At 50.8% G+C, this 16,489-nt stretch carries 15 protein-coding genes; 6 read left to right on the plus strand and 9 right to left on the minus strand.

Annotated features, from left to right (window positions below; translation table 11 throughout):
* Nucleotides 1-2 precede the first annotated feature (2 nt).
* The 3 genes from ACTQ33_RS02045 to ACTQ33_RS02055 all read right to left on the minus strand — a co-directional run bounded on the left by ACTQ33_RS02045 (nt 3) and on the right by ACTQ33_RS02055 (nt 7,118).
* Entirely contained in the window at nt 3-2,777 is a 2,775-nt protein-coding gene (locus tag ACTQ33_RS02045) for a DUF1156 domain-containing protein (RefSeq protein WP_441461711.1), read from the minus strand.
* A 10-nt stretch (nt 2,778-2,787) separates the two neighbouring features.
* Nucleotides 2,788-6,294: a helicase-related protein gene (locus ACTQ33_RS02050; protein WP_441461713.1), complete on the minus strand. Its 3,507-nt coding sequence runs from the start codon at nt 6,292-6,294 to the stop codon at nt 2,788-2,790.
* A 452-nt stretch (nt 6,295-6,746) separates the two neighbouring features.
* A complete protein-coding gene (locus ACTQ33_RS02055; protein ID WP_441461715.1) occupies nt 6,747-7,118 on the minus strand; it encodes an SLOG family protein in 372 nt (123 codons plus the stop codon).
* 114 nt (nt 7,119-7,232) lie between these two features.
* Between ACTQ33_RS02055 and ACTQ33_RS02060 the strand changes: the two genes are divergently transcribed.
* The 6 genes from ACTQ33_RS02060 (at nt 7,233) to ACTQ33_RS02085 (ending at nt 11,023) form a co-directional block, all read left to right on the plus strand.
* Nucleotides 7,233-7,436 carry an Arc family DNA-binding protein gene (locus ACTQ33_RS02060; RefSeq protein ID WP_441461717.1) on the plus strand — a complete coding sequence of 68 codons (204 nt, stop codon included), beginning with the start codon at nt 7,233-7,235 and terminating at the stop codon, nt 7,434-7,436.
* A gap of 452 nt (nt 7,437-7,888) precedes the next feature.
* Complete coding sequence (locus ACTQ33_RS02065; protein WP_441461718.1) at nt 7,889-8,359, plus strand: RNA polymerase subunit sigma-70; 471 nt, start codon at nt 7,889-7,891, stop codon at nt 8,357-8,359.
* 480 nt (nt 8,360-8,839) lie between these two features.
* The gene (locus tag ACTQ33_RS02070) at nt 8,840-9,304 is read left to right on the plus strand and encodes a type II toxin-antitoxin system PemK/MazF family toxin (protein ID WP_441461719.1); all 465 of its coding nucleotides are present in this window, start codon (nt 8,840-8,842) and stop codon (nt 9,302-9,304) included.
* Nucleotides 9,305-9,368: 64 nt separating this feature from the next.
* Nucleotides 9,369-9,578, plus strand: a complete 210-nt coding sequence (locus tag ACTQ33_RS02075; RefSeq protein ID WP_441461720.1) for a helix-turn-helix domain-containing protein — start codon at nt 9,369-9,371, stop codon at nt 9,576-9,578.
* Nucleotides 9,571-10,722, plus strand: a complete 1,152-nt coding sequence (locus ACTQ33_RS02080) for a tyrosine-type recombinase/integrase (RefSeq protein ID WP_441461721.1) — start codon at nt 9,571-9,573, stop codon at nt 10,720-10,722. Before ACTQ33_RS02075 ends, ACTQ33_RS02080 begins: the two co-directional genes overlap by 8 nt.
* Nucleotides 10,712-11,023: a plasmid mobilization protein gene (locus ACTQ33_RS02085; RefSeq protein WP_441462033.1), complete on the plus strand. Its 312-nt coding sequence runs from the start codon at nt 10,712-10,714 to the stop codon at nt 11,021-11,023. Before ACTQ33_RS02080 ends, ACTQ33_RS02085 begins: the two co-directional genes overlap by 11 nt.
* Before the next feature lie 169 nt (nt 11,024-11,192).
* Here the strand turns inward: ACTQ33_RS02085 and guaA are convergent, their stop codons facing one another.
* The 6 genes from guaA to ACTQ33_RS02115 all read right to left on the minus strand — a co-directional run bounded on the left by guaA (nt 11,193) and on the right by ACTQ33_RS02115 (nt 16,291).
* Entirely contained in the window at nt 11,193-12,734 is a 1,542-nt protein-coding gene (gene guaA, locus ACTQ33_RS02090) for a glutamine-hydrolyzing GMP synthase (protein ID WP_441461723.1), read from the minus strand.
* 24 nt (nt 12,735-12,758) lie between these two features.
* Nucleotides 12,759-13,385 carry a hypothetical protein gene (locus tag ACTQ33_RS02095; RefSeq protein ID WP_441461725.1) on the minus strand — a complete coding sequence of 209 codons (627 nt, stop codon included), beginning with the start codon at nt 13,383-13,385 and terminating at the stop codon, nt 12,759-12,761.
* A gap of 78 nt (nt 13,386-13,463) precedes the next feature.
* A complete protein-coding gene (locus tag ACTQ33_RS02100; protein ID WP_441461727.1) occupies nt 13,464-14,039 on the minus strand; it encodes a xanthine phosphoribosyltransferase in 576 nt (191 codons plus the stop codon).
* A gap of 236 nt (nt 14,040-14,275) precedes the next feature.
* The gene (gene trxA / locus ACTQ33_RS02105) at nt 14,276-14,596 is read right to left on the minus strand and encodes a thioredoxin (RefSeq protein ID WP_441461729.1); all 321 of its coding nucleotides are present in this window, start codon (nt 14,594-14,596) and stop codon (nt 14,276-14,278) included.
* A 2-nt stretch (nt 14,597-14,598) separates the two neighbouring features.
* A complete protein-coding gene (locus ACTQ33_RS02110; protein ID WP_441461730.1) occupies nt 14,599-15,465 on the minus strand; it encodes an NAD(P)/FAD-dependent oxidoreductase in 867 nt (288 codons plus the stop codon).
* A gap of 22 nt (nt 15,466-15,487) precedes the next feature.
* Nucleotides 15,488-16,291, minus strand: coding sequence for a DUF368 domain-containing protein (locus ACTQ33_RS02115; protein WP_441461731.1), 804 nt, complete (start codon nt 16,289-16,291; stop codon nt 15,488-15,490).
* Nucleotides 16,292-16,489 lie beyond the last annotated feature (198 nt).

A 16,489-nucleotide genomic window follows, 5' to 3' on the forward strand; every position in this document is an offset into this window, starting at 1 on the left:
TCTTATTCAAACAATGTGATCTGTTCCGGCTTATATGCCTGCAGCTCGGCAGCGCGGGACTGAATTTCCGGCCAGGCGATGACCAAAGCATTATAGGCATAGGCCTCCTGGGCCCAGTTTTTACGTTCGGCCACAGTATAAAGGCGATAGGCCAAATCCTTAGCGCGTTCGGCGTTGGAGCCGAGCATATTCATGACGATCTGAGCACAGGCCGCCACGCCGCCGGTGGCCATGGCTTGGGTGAGCTGCTGACAGAGCAGCCAGATGGTCTCCTCCTGCTCATTCACCTTTTTCGGTAATTCCTCACGGGTAAGAAGATGAACCGATCCCTTCTGTGCATACAGCATACCTTTGGATACCAGTGCTGCCACCGAGGTATTTTTGGCCCGGGCCAACGTATCGGCATCACCGAACTTAATATCGTTGAAGGCATTCTGCATATATAAATCCACACAGAAGCGGCTGTTTTGATCCAGTTCACCGTCCTGTTCATTAAAGTAGACATCCAATTCTTGGTTGATGATCTGCAGTGCGCTGCGCACCGTCATGGGAGTGCCGTCCGACTCCAGCACCTTAGAATATTTGGAGTAAACGCCCATGCCAGGGCCGATAGCACTCTGTGCCAAATCCACCGGTGCAATATTACTGCGCTGGAGTTTTTGCAGAGCAGGCCGCAATTCTCGCTTGAGTTCCGCAATAAAGTTGCGGCGGGTGGTCATGGGAGCATCCTCTGGCCGCTTGCGGCAGACCAGGACGATGGAGGAGGCTAACGCATTTGTACCCATACCGATAGCGCGATAAGATTGTTCCGTACGCATTGGCCAAGTGCCAGTGATGGCAAACCCCGCTTGAATGACGGCCGACAGCATAGTTTCCCAGCCTGTAGATGCTGTTTTCGCTTCGGCTTCTCTGGTATCGGTATCGCTCTGCTTGTAGGCATAGTAAATGGTGACGGGGATGTCCTCCCGGGCATACTGGTAAATCTGCTGGCATGTGTGCAACATACCATTCTCAAAGAAATCCCTGGCTTTTTCCACGCTACCGTCAAAGCGGTAAGGAGTTGCCACCAATTCTTCCGCCTTGGGCACCAGCATAGTGCGGAACAAATTTGGATAGGTATGCTTCAGTGCCTGCCGCATCCATACATAGAAAAAGTCAGACAGATCAGCATAGCCAATATTATCGTAATAGGGTGGATCTGTGGATACCATAATATTTCGCAATCCACAGTCACTTTGTGCATCAAATTGTTTAACGTGACCCTTTTTGCTTTCTAGCGGCAGTTTTTCGATGCATTCAGAGATATAAGCTATAATACCAGTAAAACTACCAACAGCGTTGCCCATCGGATTTGCTTCAGGATAGTCCCACGTCATTGGTATAGCCTGTTTGCTAAAGCAATTCATAGGCTTTTCATTGGTAGGAGACCATCGAGAAACGGATGTGGAAAAGTCTGCTAAGCGATCAACCGCAAAAGACAAGTACACACCCACTGCTTCTCCATAGGCACAGGCACCGGAACCTCCTTCGCTGAGGGCAATGTGATCGTTAGGTAGCCCAGCGGCAACCGCATCTGCCTCAGCTTGCTTCTGTACTTCGCCTACCAGTTCGCTGAAAGTAGTTAATGCCGTCAACTGTCGATTAGTGAACAACTTGTGAAATTCATTCAGACCATATACATTGGTATTTAGGTGCCCTGGGTAAAATGCTAATTCACCATGGGGGTACTGCTCTGGCTTGTCAATGTGCGCGGTGAGTATTTGTTCGTCATCGGGTGATATATACAACCTTCTGCGGTTTCCTTCTGCCACAACAGCTATGAGCTGCGCAGACATTCTTCCCTCACGGCTTTCCTGACGAATATAGGGGTACTCCACAGGTGCACCGCAACAGGCACAAACAGCACCTTTGCGGTTGACTGTGCCCTCAATTGCTGGTTTCCCCTCGTGATGCACGGTGTACTTTGCTTTTCCATTTTCAAATAGCGGCTCGGCCCAGGCTACCTTTCCCTTTTTTTTCGAGAGCACAAAAGAACGAACCAGAGGCATCTCGCAGCCACAGGCCGGGTTAGGGCATTTGACTGTCCGTGCCCAGATCCAAGCAACGACATTGGCCTCACCGCCACCTTGTGTGGCAGGTATCTTTACCTTGGGGTAGAGATGGCCAATTTTCTTGGAAGCTTGTTCCCTCATCCATTCACCATAGTAGCATACATCCTCAGCAAGACCCTTTGCACCAACCCAGCCGCTGTCACTGTCCAGGCGCACCCGTGCATCGGGATTGATGGGAGCCTGTCCGGCAAACTTCGGTGGAATCTCGATCATAGCCTTGTTGATCATCACTGCCACCGGGTTCAGATCGTGGGCGTGGGCCTCCAATCCCAAACGCTGAGCCTCCAGCGGAATCGCGCCTCCACCTGCAAAGGGGTCCAGAAGCGGAGGCGGGTTGTTGCCGGTGGAGCGCAGAATTTCTGCCTTTGCTACCTCCAGAACCTTTGGGTTATTGGAGTTTTCCCACTTGACCAGCTCTTCCAGAATGGCAAACAAACGCTGACGTTCCTGGTTCTGCTCCTCGTCTGTGGGAAACTGCTCAGAATGCTCAGATGGATCATCCACCAAACTGGACCAAATCACCGCGCGGGCCGCTGCTAGGGGCCGCCTGGCCCACCATAAGTGCAGTCCTCTAGGATGCGCTCCAATACCGGGCATTTTTTCATATGCTGCAGCATTATTAATCGCTTCCAATGGAAGCGCAACTTCGATCAGTTTCCTTGCCATGATACTCTCCTTATTTTTGGAACACAATCTCCGCATTGCGGATCAAGTCCATCAAATCATAATTTACGCTGGTGGCGGTAAAATCTGGCGCATTCCGGAATGGATTCTTTAAATACACTGTATGGGTGTCGGTTCCATCTACCTCCACCACTGCCAAAATAAACTCCTCCGGTTTGTTGAGGCCAGTGAGGATTTCATTTTTGGAGACGGTCACGGTGGTTGCGCCCTTGGTCCGGCCCTTTACTTCGATAAACCGAAGCACATTTGTACCGGTACGTCGTTCTTCTGGGATGCTGGATTCAATGTCATACCCTACTTTACCAGCACTAACATCCCGAGGCAAATAGCCCAGCTTTCGTTCAATCTCCATCACTGCGTTCATGGCAATAAGTTCCACTGTCTTTTTGTCCACTCCGCCAAAAGACGCTACGGTGGATGGGCCCATCAGACGCTCCAAAAGGCCACGCGGAATCACCAGTGCGCCTCCGGTGACCACCGGTGGTGCCGGAGAAACCATACGTTCATTGTCCAACTCTGCCAGGCGTTTTTGCAGCCGGGCAGCCAAATCCTCGGCACGGCGGGCTGCCATTTGCGAATTGAGCCGTGCATTTGTTTTGCCTGCAGCTTCCTTTTGTTTCAGATCTGCGGCCCGGAAGTCCCAATATTGAATCTCAGCGGTTAACCGCTCTTTTACCGCTCTTGTAATCTTATCCACCATATTCTGCTTATGCTGTCGAACTTGCGCAAAATGTTGAGGAATAATTTGGGAAATTGCATAGCCCCTTGCCCGATCTTCTACTCCAGATATCAGCCAATCCTGCGTACTGATATAGCTACGGATAGCTGTTTGCTCCTGCTCTGTAGCTGCACGATAATCCAGATATGGGGCATAGCCCGCATGGCGGGCGGTACCATCTTCCAGCAGTTCCACAAAATGAACCTGCTTTGAGATCACGCGCTTTCCACCATCTGACAAAATGACACCATCCTGAATGCAATCCTCAATATAAAACAGCAGCCGTGCCTGGTCGCTGTCATCGCTGTCATCTACAAAGATTGTACCGCGTTTGAGCACATCCACGCTGCGCTCCCGGATCAGGTCAATGGTGGCTTCCAGCAGAGGATGACCGGGACAGACCAATTCTGCAGTCGGTAAGCCGGTAAGATTACAAGTGCTTTTATCAAAGCATACCCGTTCATACCTCTGCAAAACCGGTTCGCCAAAGCCAATCTGCATATCCCGATTACGCACTGCAAAGGGTACAGAAGTAATTTCATATCGGCCAGATTCCCGTGGGCGAATCTGGCCTCCCACAGAGCGGAACGCCTCTACAAAAAATGCTTCGATAAAATGTGGCTGAAGCTTGTGCGCTTCAATCCGTTCCATATCCTCACGGATAGCAGTCACGCGGTGAATGTCCATGGTATCCTCAGTCAAGGCATGCTCGTTTAACAGTTCCCGCAATGCCTGCTGATCCAATGAGTGATCTACCACCTGCCAAAGTCGAGCCCGTACATCCGGGTCATTGCCATATCGCACTGCTTCAATCAGCAGATCACGCAGCGGACGATTGTCAAACGTCATTTTTCCAAGAATGTCAAAAACTTTGCCACCCAAAGCCTCCCTCTCCTCCTCCAACTTGGAGAACAGGCGCTGAAATACCATACCTTCTCGCGTTTCCCGGGAGACCAGATTCCACAAATGACACACATCATTTTGCCCAATACGATGAATTCGTCCAAAACGCTGTTCCAAGCGATTTGGATTCCAGGGCAAATCATAGTTAATCATCAAATGCGCACGTTGCAGGTTAATACCTTCTCCAGCGGCATCTGTAGCAATCAGAATACGAACGTTTTTATCCTGCTTGAACAGCTCTTCCACCTTTCGCCGGTCATCCCGCAGCATACCTCCGTGGATTGTCACAACTGATTCGTCGCTGCCAAACAAATTGCGGATTTTATCGGCCAAATAGTGCAATGTATCCCGATGCTCAGTAAAGATAATCAATTTTTCACGTTGCCCCTCCGGACTGAACATATTTTTTTCTTCCTGTAAAAGAAGAGAGAGCTCATCCCACTTACGGTCTTCTCCACTAACACGAACAGCATTTGCCAACTGTTCCAAATGTTTTAATGTTCGGATCTCTGCTTCCATCTCCGAGATGGTATTGGCCGCGGATGCACGGTCGGCCACATTCTCTTCAGCATCTTCCATCTCCGCTGCTGTATAGTCATCTTCATCATAGTCATCAGAAAGACTGATTTTAAGGTTATATCTATCCCCACGACGCCCGATTTTTTCTTCAGCTAAAATATGTTCCAGTCGCTCTCTTCTGCGACGCAGGGATTGATAAATTGCTTCCGGTGAGGAAGCCAGCCTACGCTGCAAAACGGTCAACGCAAAGCCAACTGTTGTTTTCCGCTCATTTGTTAGTTTTTCCGCCCGGTTAAATTCGTCTTGGACATACTCCGTTACTTGCTTATAAAGTTGGGCTTCCCTGGGAGAAAGGTCATAGTTGACTGTATAGGCTCGCCGCTCTGGAAATAGCGGTTTGCCATCAAATTTAAGCAGTTCTTCTTTTACCAGACGGCGCATGACATCAGAAACATCAATGGCATGATTAGAAGATCTCGCTGCACCTTCAAAGCGATCGGAGTCAATCAATGATAGAAACAGCTGAAAATCCTCGCTTTTTCCATTATGCGGCGTAGCAGTCAGTAAGAGTAGGTTGCGGGTAATGTCAGATAAAAGCCTGCCAAGGTTAAAACGCTTTGTGTATTTGATTTCACCCCCCCACACAGTGGCACTCATTTTGTGTGCCTCATCACATACGATCAGATCCCAATCAGTGATTTTAAGCTTTTCTTGTAGCGATTCATTGCGTGCCAGCTTATCCAGCCGTGCAATACAAAAGGGCATTTCAGTAAAAATATTGCCGCTGACTGCCGACTCAATTCGATCATTGGTAAGTATCTCAAATCGCAGGTGAAATTTCCGATACAATTCATCTTGCCACTGTTCAGAGAGGTTACCTGGTGTCACGATAAGGCATCGCTTGAGGTCGCCTCGGACGATCAGCTCCTTGATAAACAGGCCAGTCATAATTGTTTTTCCTGCGCCAGGATCATCTGCCAAAATATACCGCAGGGGAAGCCTGGGCAACATTTCCTGATATACCGCAGAAATCTGATGTGGCAATGGTTCTATTGATGAAGTATGTACAGCAAGATACGGATCAAAAATATGTGCTAAATTGATTCGATAGGCTTCAGAAGCAAGCCGCATTTGATCTGCATCAGCATCAAAGCTCCATGGTAAATGATCATCCAAGACGTGAATACGGCTCTCGGCTTCCCTCAATAATAATTGGTTTGCCAGCTGTCCCTTGCTATTTTTAAATGTTATTTCTAAAACTGCATTTCCGTACCATTGTACTGCCACCACAGTAACAGACTCTCTGGCTACAATACCATCAATTTGGCAACCAATCGTTATATCTTCAAGTCGCGACATCTTATGCCCTCCTTTAATCAGAAATGCACATATCCTTAGACAATAGTCTAAAATAATATTTTTTAATGCTAACTCTAACACACCACAAACTACAAATCTTTTCCTAATGCTTCCAGCTTCTATATCTTTGTCACTACTTAGCTTTGTCATGGTGTTGGGAGCACATCCCGCCGCACGCGCATATCTGCCTCACTCATTTTCTGGTCAATTATCATTTTCCAGAGTTTGTTGTGTGAAATGATCTTAACAGATATCTGCAACCAGAAAATTCGACTATTTTATTATATCAGATACAGAAATTGAGAACAACAGATTTTCACATCTCGTTATGCGAAATATAAATAAGAAAAATTATTGCTGTTTTGATTAACTGTAGCTATTTCTATTCAGCTCTCAAAAGCATAATAAGCAACAAGCTATCTTTGACATTCATACGCCAATCCCTAAATGTATCAGCCAAAAATGACCATTTTAGAGCTGTGATAACATGAAGGATTGAGATCAAAAACCTTCACCGGCACTCCCATGCTCTTACAGTGATCAATAACAAACTTTGTACCACGGGATTTTCCATCCCAAAACGCCAAAACCAAATCCGCATACTCAATAATAGTAATGTTCCGCTTTAAAGGAGCAGCTTTTCCATACTTTTTATACTCTGGAAGAAACTCAATCAGCTTGATCCCTTTAGCCACCGCATACTCTCTGGCGCTGGTATCCACCCCTTTGGCTCCGCCGGAAACAATCTCTGTCACCTCTGCAGGTAGATACTTCCCCAGTTCTTTTACCGTCAGTCCTCGAGAGCCAATCACCGCCACTTTCATAGTCGCTTCTCCTCTACATCATATATTTTAGATATACCATATATCTATTATTAACATAGTACCACATGATAGCTATAAACTGAACACATAATATATCTAATCTGAGGTGTGTTTATGGCAATCAAAAGCGTGTCTATCCGAATTGAGGAAAAAATGTTGGAGAAGCTGAGCTTTGTGGCAGACTACGAAGGCCGTTCTGTCAACAGCCACATCCTGGTACTCATCCGTGAAAGCATTCAGGCCTATGAGCAGAAGCACGGAGAAATAGATGGTACGATCAATCCTGCTGTCAATGTAAAGCCCTCCCGTAAAAGCTGAGCCGAGAATATAATTTTGAAATCAATATTGGAATACTGGGTTTGGAGGTCATCTCCAATCCCAGTATTTTTTATTGTCAAAACATTTTCCACAGTTTTCAAAAATATGTCGAAAAAACGGTTGACCGACACTATATGTTCTGGTGTTTTTCGACCTGGTTGTTATAAAATATTGCTTTCCAGAAATATACAAAACTCCTTTGGCACATTTGGCAGTATGTGTGCATTGGTAAATTAGTGAAAGCAGTGTGTTTATGACGTTTCTTTTTGGCACTTGCCCGACTTTTTAGCATCACGCCCCTTCATACTAACAAAAAGAGCAGCGTAGACGTCCGTACAGGAGACGTCTGCGCTGCTTTCTGTTTTTCTGGATCAAATTACCATATTTGCTGCCGTTCTCCGCCTCCATTTGATTCACTTACCGCTTATTTGAATCAAATTGGAGGTTTTATCATGGGATTTCATTACGCATCTGAACTCAAAAAATTTACAAAAGAGTGGGAGCGTCTGGAAAAGAACTATCGGGATGCCGGTATGACTGACGAGCAGATTCAGAGTATCCGGGAATACGATTGGCAGTGGTTTTGCAGCCAGCGGACGTATCAAAACCGGAATCAGCCTCTGCCCAGTGAACAATGCGACAAAGAGAGTGAGCTGTACTGTCTCTTCCATAAGTTTGACTCTCTCTCCTATCGTTGGGATAATAGCGACATTGACCGCAATCGTTACGGTTGGTTATCTACTATCGAAGATCCACAGCTGTTTCAACGGCTCTGCAAACTCAACATCAAAGATCTGGAATTATTGACCCTGCTGTTTGTGGATGGGTATCGGCAGGCTGATGTGGCCCGGTTTTGGAAGTGCTCCCGAAGTGCAGTTGCCCAGAGATTGAAAAAAATTATAAATTTTTTGAAAACAGCTTAACAAATGGCCGTTCCCAATGCCTACACATTGAGGGGAACTATACCCTTTTCCCTGCACCTTGAAAATTCCATACCAGCAGGTCCGTACATAACCCATGTCCGAGCGAATCAGACACGCCGCCGGAACGGGACAGCGCCAGGAGGTGAACCAGCTGCGCTGTTCCCAGCGATACAACGTCCGTTTGAAACCCACTGTGGCACCGTGGGCCGCGACAACGGCATGGGGGCTAAGGATACTTCCTCACGGCCCCTCACAGACTGGAGGGGAACCCTGCGGCGCTTGGAATACCCGGCGTCCGTGGAGTTATGACAGCCGCGCCAGCGGAGACGAGACCTGCTGTTCTCTGCCAGCATAGCTGTTTTATGTTCCAATCTTTGCAGCTGTATTATGTCCCGGCATAGCAATGTGCCTCATTCCATGGTGCAGCTGCATTGGATTGTACTGTACATATCATCAATGAATCGGAAGGAAGTGGAACCAATGCAAGATTCCAATTCCAATAACAGCAAAGGTGGTGCTTCCACTCCCCCATCCACACATGGGACAGCAGATCGCAGAACTCCCTCCAATGTGGACTGGACTTATCGCCGTGGTGATCTTTACCTGGCAGACCTTGACCCCTGCATTGGCTCTGAGCAAGGAGGCACACGTCCAGTGGTCGTGCTTCAGAACAACACTGGAAATTTGTTCTGCCCTACCATCATCGTAGCGCCCATCACTTCACGGCTGGCCAAGCACCGGGGCTCGCCTGTCCATTACTTTGTAACAGGCACAGGTGCTTTGCATGGCCCATCTATTGTTCTGTTGGAGCAGATCAAGACCATTGATAAATGCAGAATTCGCAAATATCTCGGTAAACTGAGCCAATCGCAAATGGCTGAGATTGATGAGATGCTGGAAACCAGTTTGGGACTGTATGTACCAGAGAAACTGGAAAGACCCTGACCAGGTGACATCATGGCGTAAAAAACGATACTTTGTTAAGATATAGCACACAGGAGGTGCGCTTATGAGTAATCCAATCAATACAAACCGTTGCCTGTTCGTATCCGCGCAAGAGGTCTGCGAAGTACTGGGCATATCCAGAGCATACGCCTATCGTATTATCAAGGAACTCAATGATGAACTGAGCCAGAAGGGCTATCTGACCATTCATGGAAAGACCAATCGAAAATACTTTTACCAGAAAATCTATGGAAAGGATGCTTCCAATGAGTAAGCAGAACACGGATCTTTTCAAAAGCAGTATTCACAAATGCCCCGATGGAAAATACCGTGTGGATTACAGCTATCGTTCTCCCGATGGGGTACGTCACCGCACATGCAAACGCGGTTTCAAATTACAACGGGATGCCGTCAAGTGGCAGCGGGATGAACTGCCCAAAGTAGTCCAGCAACTTGGGCAGGAAAAGACCCTGGACGAGAACCTGACCATGGTCGATCTGATTGCCGAGTACATGGAATTCACAAGACTCCGCAGACGCGCAAGCACCGTAGAAATGAAGGCCAACATCATAGAAACAAAGATTGTTCCCTACTTCGGCCATCGGAAGGTATTCGATATCAGCCGGAATGACATTCGGGAATGGCAGGACAGGCTGTTGTCCATGACCAAGGCCAGCGGCAAGTCATATTCAACCACATATCTGCGGGCCATCAACAATCAGCTTTCGGCCATTCTCAACTATGCTGTTACCTACCACAATCTCCCCTCCAATCCGGTACTGCAAATCGAGCGCATTGGAACGAAACAGGCTGAACAGGAACGCGAGTTCTGGACGCTGGAGGAATATTCGCAGTTTTCCGCCGCCATTCAGGATAAGCCCCAATACTATTACGCCTTCCAGGTGCTTTTCTGGTGCGGTCTGAGAATGGGCGAACTTCAGGCCCTCACGAAAAAAGACGTTGATCTGGAAAACGGAATTTTGAATGTCCGAAACAGCTATTCCAAGGAGGAGCAGGCCAACGGCAAGACCAAAACCAGAAACAGTGTCCGTCTCGTACATATGCCGCAAGAACTGACGGAGGAAATCAGGGAATACATGGACACGCTTTATGAGCCTGACGATGATGACAGAATTTTTCCTCTGTCAAAATCCGAACTCCACAGAGCCATGACCTATGGCTCCAGCAAGGCCGGTGTCAAACGCATTACCATCCATGGATTACGCCATTCTCATATCAGCCTTCTGATGAACTATATCAGCTGTGCATCGGTCATGGATATTGCAAAGCGGGCCGGGCATAAATCCCCTGATATTACCATGATCTATTCCCATCGGTATGCCAATAAAGATGAAATCATTGCCCGGCAGCTGGATGATATGATGAGAGGAGGCAGGGAGTTTGTCGGTGAAAAATAGAGATCCCAAAGGGCATTGGCGCTGTAAAACCGTAGCCTTCCGGGTTTCTCCCGAGGAGGGCCAGCGGCTCGATATGCAGGTCAAAACCTCGGGGATGTTGAAGCAGGACTTTATTATCAAGCGGCTTCTGAATGACGAGATCACCGTCCGCCCCAACGTTCGGATTCAAAAATATCTGGCGGAGTATCTCACAGAGATGACCGCTGAACTGAAGCGGCTGGAAACGGTCAGTGAGAGCAGTTACATTCTGGAGAATATCCGCTATCTGCTGGAACTGATTGACAGACTCTCTCCCAGATAGAAAAAAGTGCTCTGCCTACCAAAACGGAGGCAGAGCACTTCTATTGTAACAATTATTTGGCAATAGCAATGGCAACACCTTCTGAACCGTAGTGTTGTCATAGTGTTGTCAAAACACCATCCAATTTACCAAAACCACTGTATTTTCAATGCTTTTCGGGTTTTGAAAATTATTCCCACTCTATTGTGGCGGGCGGTTTGCTGGTGATATCATAACAAATCCGGTTGATATTCGGGACCTCATTGACGATGCGCACCGACACACGGTCCAGCACATCATAGGGAATCCGTGCCCAGTCGGCGGTCATAAAGTCCGACGTTGTCACAGCGCGGAGGGCTAAGGTATAGTCATACGTCCGGCCATCACCCATGACGCCGACACTGCGGGTATTGGTCAGCACCGCAAAGTACTGGTTGATACTCCGATCCAAACCTGCATTGGCAATTTCCTCCCGGTAGATGGCGTCGGCATCCCGCAGAATATCAGCCTTCTCCTTTGTGATGTCGCCAATGATGCGGATGGCCAGACCGGGCCCAGGGAACGGTTGCCGCATGACCAGATACTCCGGCAGCCCCAGTTCGCGGCCCAGCTGACGGACTTCGTCCTTAAACAGCATTCGCAGGGGTTCGATGATCTCCTTGAAGTCCACATAATCCGGCAGACCTCCCACATTGTGGTGGCTCTTAATGACGGCAGCATCACCGGCGCCGGACTCAATCACGTCGGGATAGATGGTACCCTGGACCAGGAAGTCCACACGGCCGATCTTCTTTGCCTCTTCCTCAAAGACACGGATAAACTCTTCCCCGATGATTTTGCGCTTGCTCTCCGGCTCTACCACACCGGCCAGCTTCTCCAGGAACCGGGCCTCGGCATCCACACGAACGAAATTCAGGTCCCACTTGGAGAATGCAGCCTCCACCTCGTCGCCCTCATTTTTCCGCATAAGGCCATGGTCCACAAAGACACAGGTCAGCTGGCTGCCCACAGCCTCGGCTAACAGAGCCGCCGCCACAGAGGAATCGACGCCGCCGGACAGGGCCAGCAGCACCTTACCGCTGCCCACCTTCTCCCGAATCTGGGCAATGGCCGTCTTGCAGTAATCGCCCATGGTCCACTCGCCCTTGGCGCCGCAGACCTCATAGAGGAAGTTCCGGATCATATCGGTGCCGTGCTCCGTATGGTTGACCTCCGGATGGAACTGGACGCCATAGAACCCCCGGGTCTCGTCGCAGATAGCCACATTGGGGCAGGCGTCGGAATGGGCCACCAGCTGGAAGCCCTCGGGCACCTTTTCCATATAGTCTCCATGGCTCATCCAGGACACGCCCTGCTTGGGCAGACCCTTGAACAGGCGACAATCGGTATTGTAATACGTCTCGGTCTTGCCGTACTCTCTGGCAGAATCGTCGGTGGCGGCGGTGACACGGCCGCCCAAGTTATGGGCGATCAGCTGGCAGCCGTAACAGATACCCAGGACCGGTACACCCAGTTCAAAAATAGCCGGGTCCACCTGGGGGGATTTTTCATCATAGACGCTGTTGGGGCCGCCGGTAAAGATGATGCCCATGGGGTCAAACGCGCGAATGTCCTCCAGAGACATGGTATAGGGCTTGACCTCGCAATACACGTTGCATTCACGGACGCGGCGGGCAATCAGCTGATTGTACTGACCGCCGAAGTCCAGAACCAGAATCGATTGTTTCGACAAACTATATTCTCTCCTTTTGTCAGACTAGGGGACTTTGCAGCCTCCCCACTCCACAACTGTAAATCCTTCTCTTTGGAACGGTTCCAACGTTTGGGACGGCACTTCCACCGGCTCCTCCACCGGTTTCCAGGCCAGAAATACCCTTAGAATGCTGTCTGGCTCCGGTGTGATGGTCAGACGGGCATGGTCGGTGTAGGCCTCCGTCTGAAATGCCATCAAATTATAGGCGTTGCCTTCCATCTGCGGCAGCCAATAGATCAGAAACTCGTTGGCCTCCCGTTCCGTAAGCCCCAGTTCCGCCAGTGCCTGCTCCAAAAAGTCCGCCGTATCGGCGCCCGCCACGCAGAAGCCCTCGGAAAAGTCATACTCCGTTTCCGTAACGCCTTCCCAGAACAGACAGTAATACATTCTGCCCGTTTCCGGGTCGATCAGGGTCCCGTCTGGTTTGGCATGGATGTTCCACCCAGCTTCATAGGCTGGATAGGTGGCGGTCAACGGTCCGTCATGGTCCAGTTCCACCGTGACATCGGTCTCCTGTTCCGGATAAAGGTAGAGGACCGGTTTTGCACTGACCGCCTCCTCTTCCTGTGGCGTGCAGGCCGTAACCGTCAGCAGCACCAGCAGGGCCATCAGACAGCTGTTCCATTTCATAGCAGCATACCTCCTTTTGTTGGGGTTCTACCAATAGAAACGGAACTTTGGGCGGTTGGGTTGCAGTTTTCGGGGCGCTTACTCCTCGCGGAAGATGATGCCGTTCTCGTCGGCGCGCTCAATGATGGCCAGGGACTTCAGATTGATGCCGGCGGCACGGAGCCGGTCTCCGCCGCCCTGGAAGCCCTTCTCCACGGCGCATCCGACGCCCACCAACGTGGCGCCGGCGTTTTTGACAATGTCGCACAGACCACGGACAGCTTCGCCATTGGCCATAAAGTCATCGATGATCAGGACATGGTCCGTGGGCTTCATCCACTCATTGCTGACCAGCAGCGTGACTTTCTTCTTATATGTATAGGAGAAGATATCACTCTGATACAGACCGCCCTCGATATTGTCGCTCTTGGCCTTCTTGGCGAACACCATGGGCAGACCCCAGCGATGGGCGCAAATGGTGGCCAATGCAATGCCGCTGGCTTCTGCCGTCAGAATCAGCGACACCTGGCGCAGATCAAAATGATGGGCAAATTCGTCGGCGATATCCTGCATCAGCTTTGTGTCGATCCGATGGTTCAAAAATCCGTCTACCTTGATGATGTTGCCGGGCAGAACCTTGCCCTCTTTGAGAATGCGCTCCTTGAGTTGCTGCATAGTGTGATATGCCCCTTTCCTGTTATTCAAAACATAAATGGTCCTAGATGCCGCCATTTTATACTATTCTTTATTATTCCCTATTTTCTGATTTTTTCAACTGTAAAGGATGATAAACTTTCCATGTAAAATTTGTCGATATTCGTAGGTTCTACCCACACCGGGGCAGCCGCCCGGACGCACCGCCGGAATCGGCTAGAAAAGGGATGCCGCATACGACGGCATCCCTCTTTGCATTATCCCTCCAGAGCCGTGTCCAGCAGCCCGGCATAGACAGACTCCGGCTGTACGCCCACGGTCTGCTCCAAAATACGGCCGTCCTGAAACACCATCACCGTGGGAATGCTCATGATGTTGAACCGCTGGGCCAAGCCCGGGTTCTCATCGATATCCACCTTGGCGACGGTGGCTTTCCCGTCGTATTTCCCGGCCAGTCCCTCCAGCACCGGAGCCACCATCTTGCAGGGGCCACACCAGGTGGCCCAAAAATCCACCAGCGTCACACCATGCTCAATGGTGTCATCAAAATTCTGTTGGTTCAGATGCAAAATTGCCATACTCACTGTACTCCTTCCGTCGAGGCCGTCAGCCACCGGTCCGCCGACAGCGCCGCGATATTGCCCTCACCGGCAGCCTTTGCCACCTGATACGGCTTTCCGACACAGTCTCCGGCCGCAAAGACGCCGGGCACCGACGTAGCCATAGCGGCATCGACGCCGATGTGGCCGTCGTGCATCTCCAGACCCGGCAGCAGACTATCGGCCACCACGCTGTCCCGCAGGAGGAATACCCCCTCCACCGCGTAGAGGGAGCCGTCGGCCTCCAGCCCGGTGACCCGGTCGCCGTCGCCCTGGATGGCGTAGCGGGCCGCCTGATGGTATTCCAGGGCGTCATCCCACCGGTCCGGTTTGGGACCCCTGCCAAAGTACAGGACCTTGCAGCCGATTCCGGCCAGGAAGGCGGCCTCCTCCGGCGCTTCCGCGCCGAAGCCCAGGACCGCCACCGTCTTCTGGCGGTACAGCATACCGTCGCAGGTGGCGCAATAGCTGAGTCCCCGGCCCAGATACGTCTGCTCGCCGGGCAGGCCCCGCTGGGGCATATGACCCATGGCCAGAATCAGCGCTCTGCCCTCGTAGACCTCCGACCCGGCGGCACAGAGGAACCGGTCTCCCAGGGCCATGATCTGCACCACTTTACTCTCCACCCGCTCAATACCGGCCACGTCCAGCTGGGCCGTCATGACTTCCAGCATGGTCTGGCCCGTCACGTCGGGCATGCCGGGATAGTTGCTGACCCGTTCGGCCCGGGCCAGCGGGTTGCTCTCAATGGGGTTGCTGAGGACCAGGGGGGTCCTGCCGCGGCTGTGGGCCGTCAGCGCCGCGGAGACGCCGGCGGGACCGCCGCCAATGATCAAAATATCGTACATAAAGCCTCCAATTCCCGATGGGTCAGCCCACCGTTCCTTCCTGACGGGGCTTGCGCCGTCCTTCCAGTGTCCAGGCTACGGCGAATCCCATAATGCTGCAAACGGCGCAGGCCGCAATCACAGCAGGGTCGCCGTACTTCGTAGGTATGATTGCCACGGTGGAGGCCACGACAAAGCCCACCACCACGTGGAACGCCAACCGGTAATAGTTGGCAAAGATGTAATTGACCAGCCGGCTCAGCAGCACCACCGTGGCCAGCGCGCCGACAAAAATCGGCAGGACCACACCCATGTCAAAGGCGGCAATACCGGCGGTCATGGGCTCAAAGAGCCCCAGAAAAATCAGGGTGGACGAAGAGCTCATGCCAGGCACCACCACGCTCAATCCCCACAGGACGCCGCAGAAGGTGAACCACAGAAGATTGGGCTGGATGTGAAAGGTCGTGCCCCGCTCCAGTATATTGAAAAACAGCAGCATCACAACAGCACTGACCGCCAGTGACGTCCATCCGCCCCGGCCATGGCCCCGTTTGCCCGCTTCCCGCCAGAGACTGGGGAAAGACCCGGCGATGAGGCCGATGAACAGCCAGATAGCCACGGCGGCATTGGCCGCAAACAGGACGTTGACCAGTTTCGCAAAAGCAAAGAAGCCGATCATCCAGCCGATGCCCGCCGGAAACAGCTGGGGAAACACCCGCATAAAGTTGCCGATGGGATGGGCAAAAAAGGACATCATAGGCTGATAGATGCCGAAGAGCACACACAAAACACCGCCGCTGATACCCGGCAGAATGGCGCCGCTGCCCACCAGGATCCCCTGGACCATACGCAGGAGCCATCGACCCGGCGGCATGGCAAAAAACAATTTACGAAATAACAATTTGATCGTTACCTTTCTCGCTACAGATCGCGTTAGAGTTCTGTAGTTGAGTATATCATATTTTACTGCTTTGGAAAAGAGTACGGCGGGAATTTCTTAAAAAAACCAGTGCTTCACGAACGCAACTGCATCTTGCCCGACGGT

This window comes from Candidatus Avoscillospira sp. LCP25S3_F1 (assembly GCF_052117125.1).
Lineage (GTDB): Bacteria > Bacillota > Clostridia > Oscillospirales > Oscillospiraceae > Avoscillospira_A.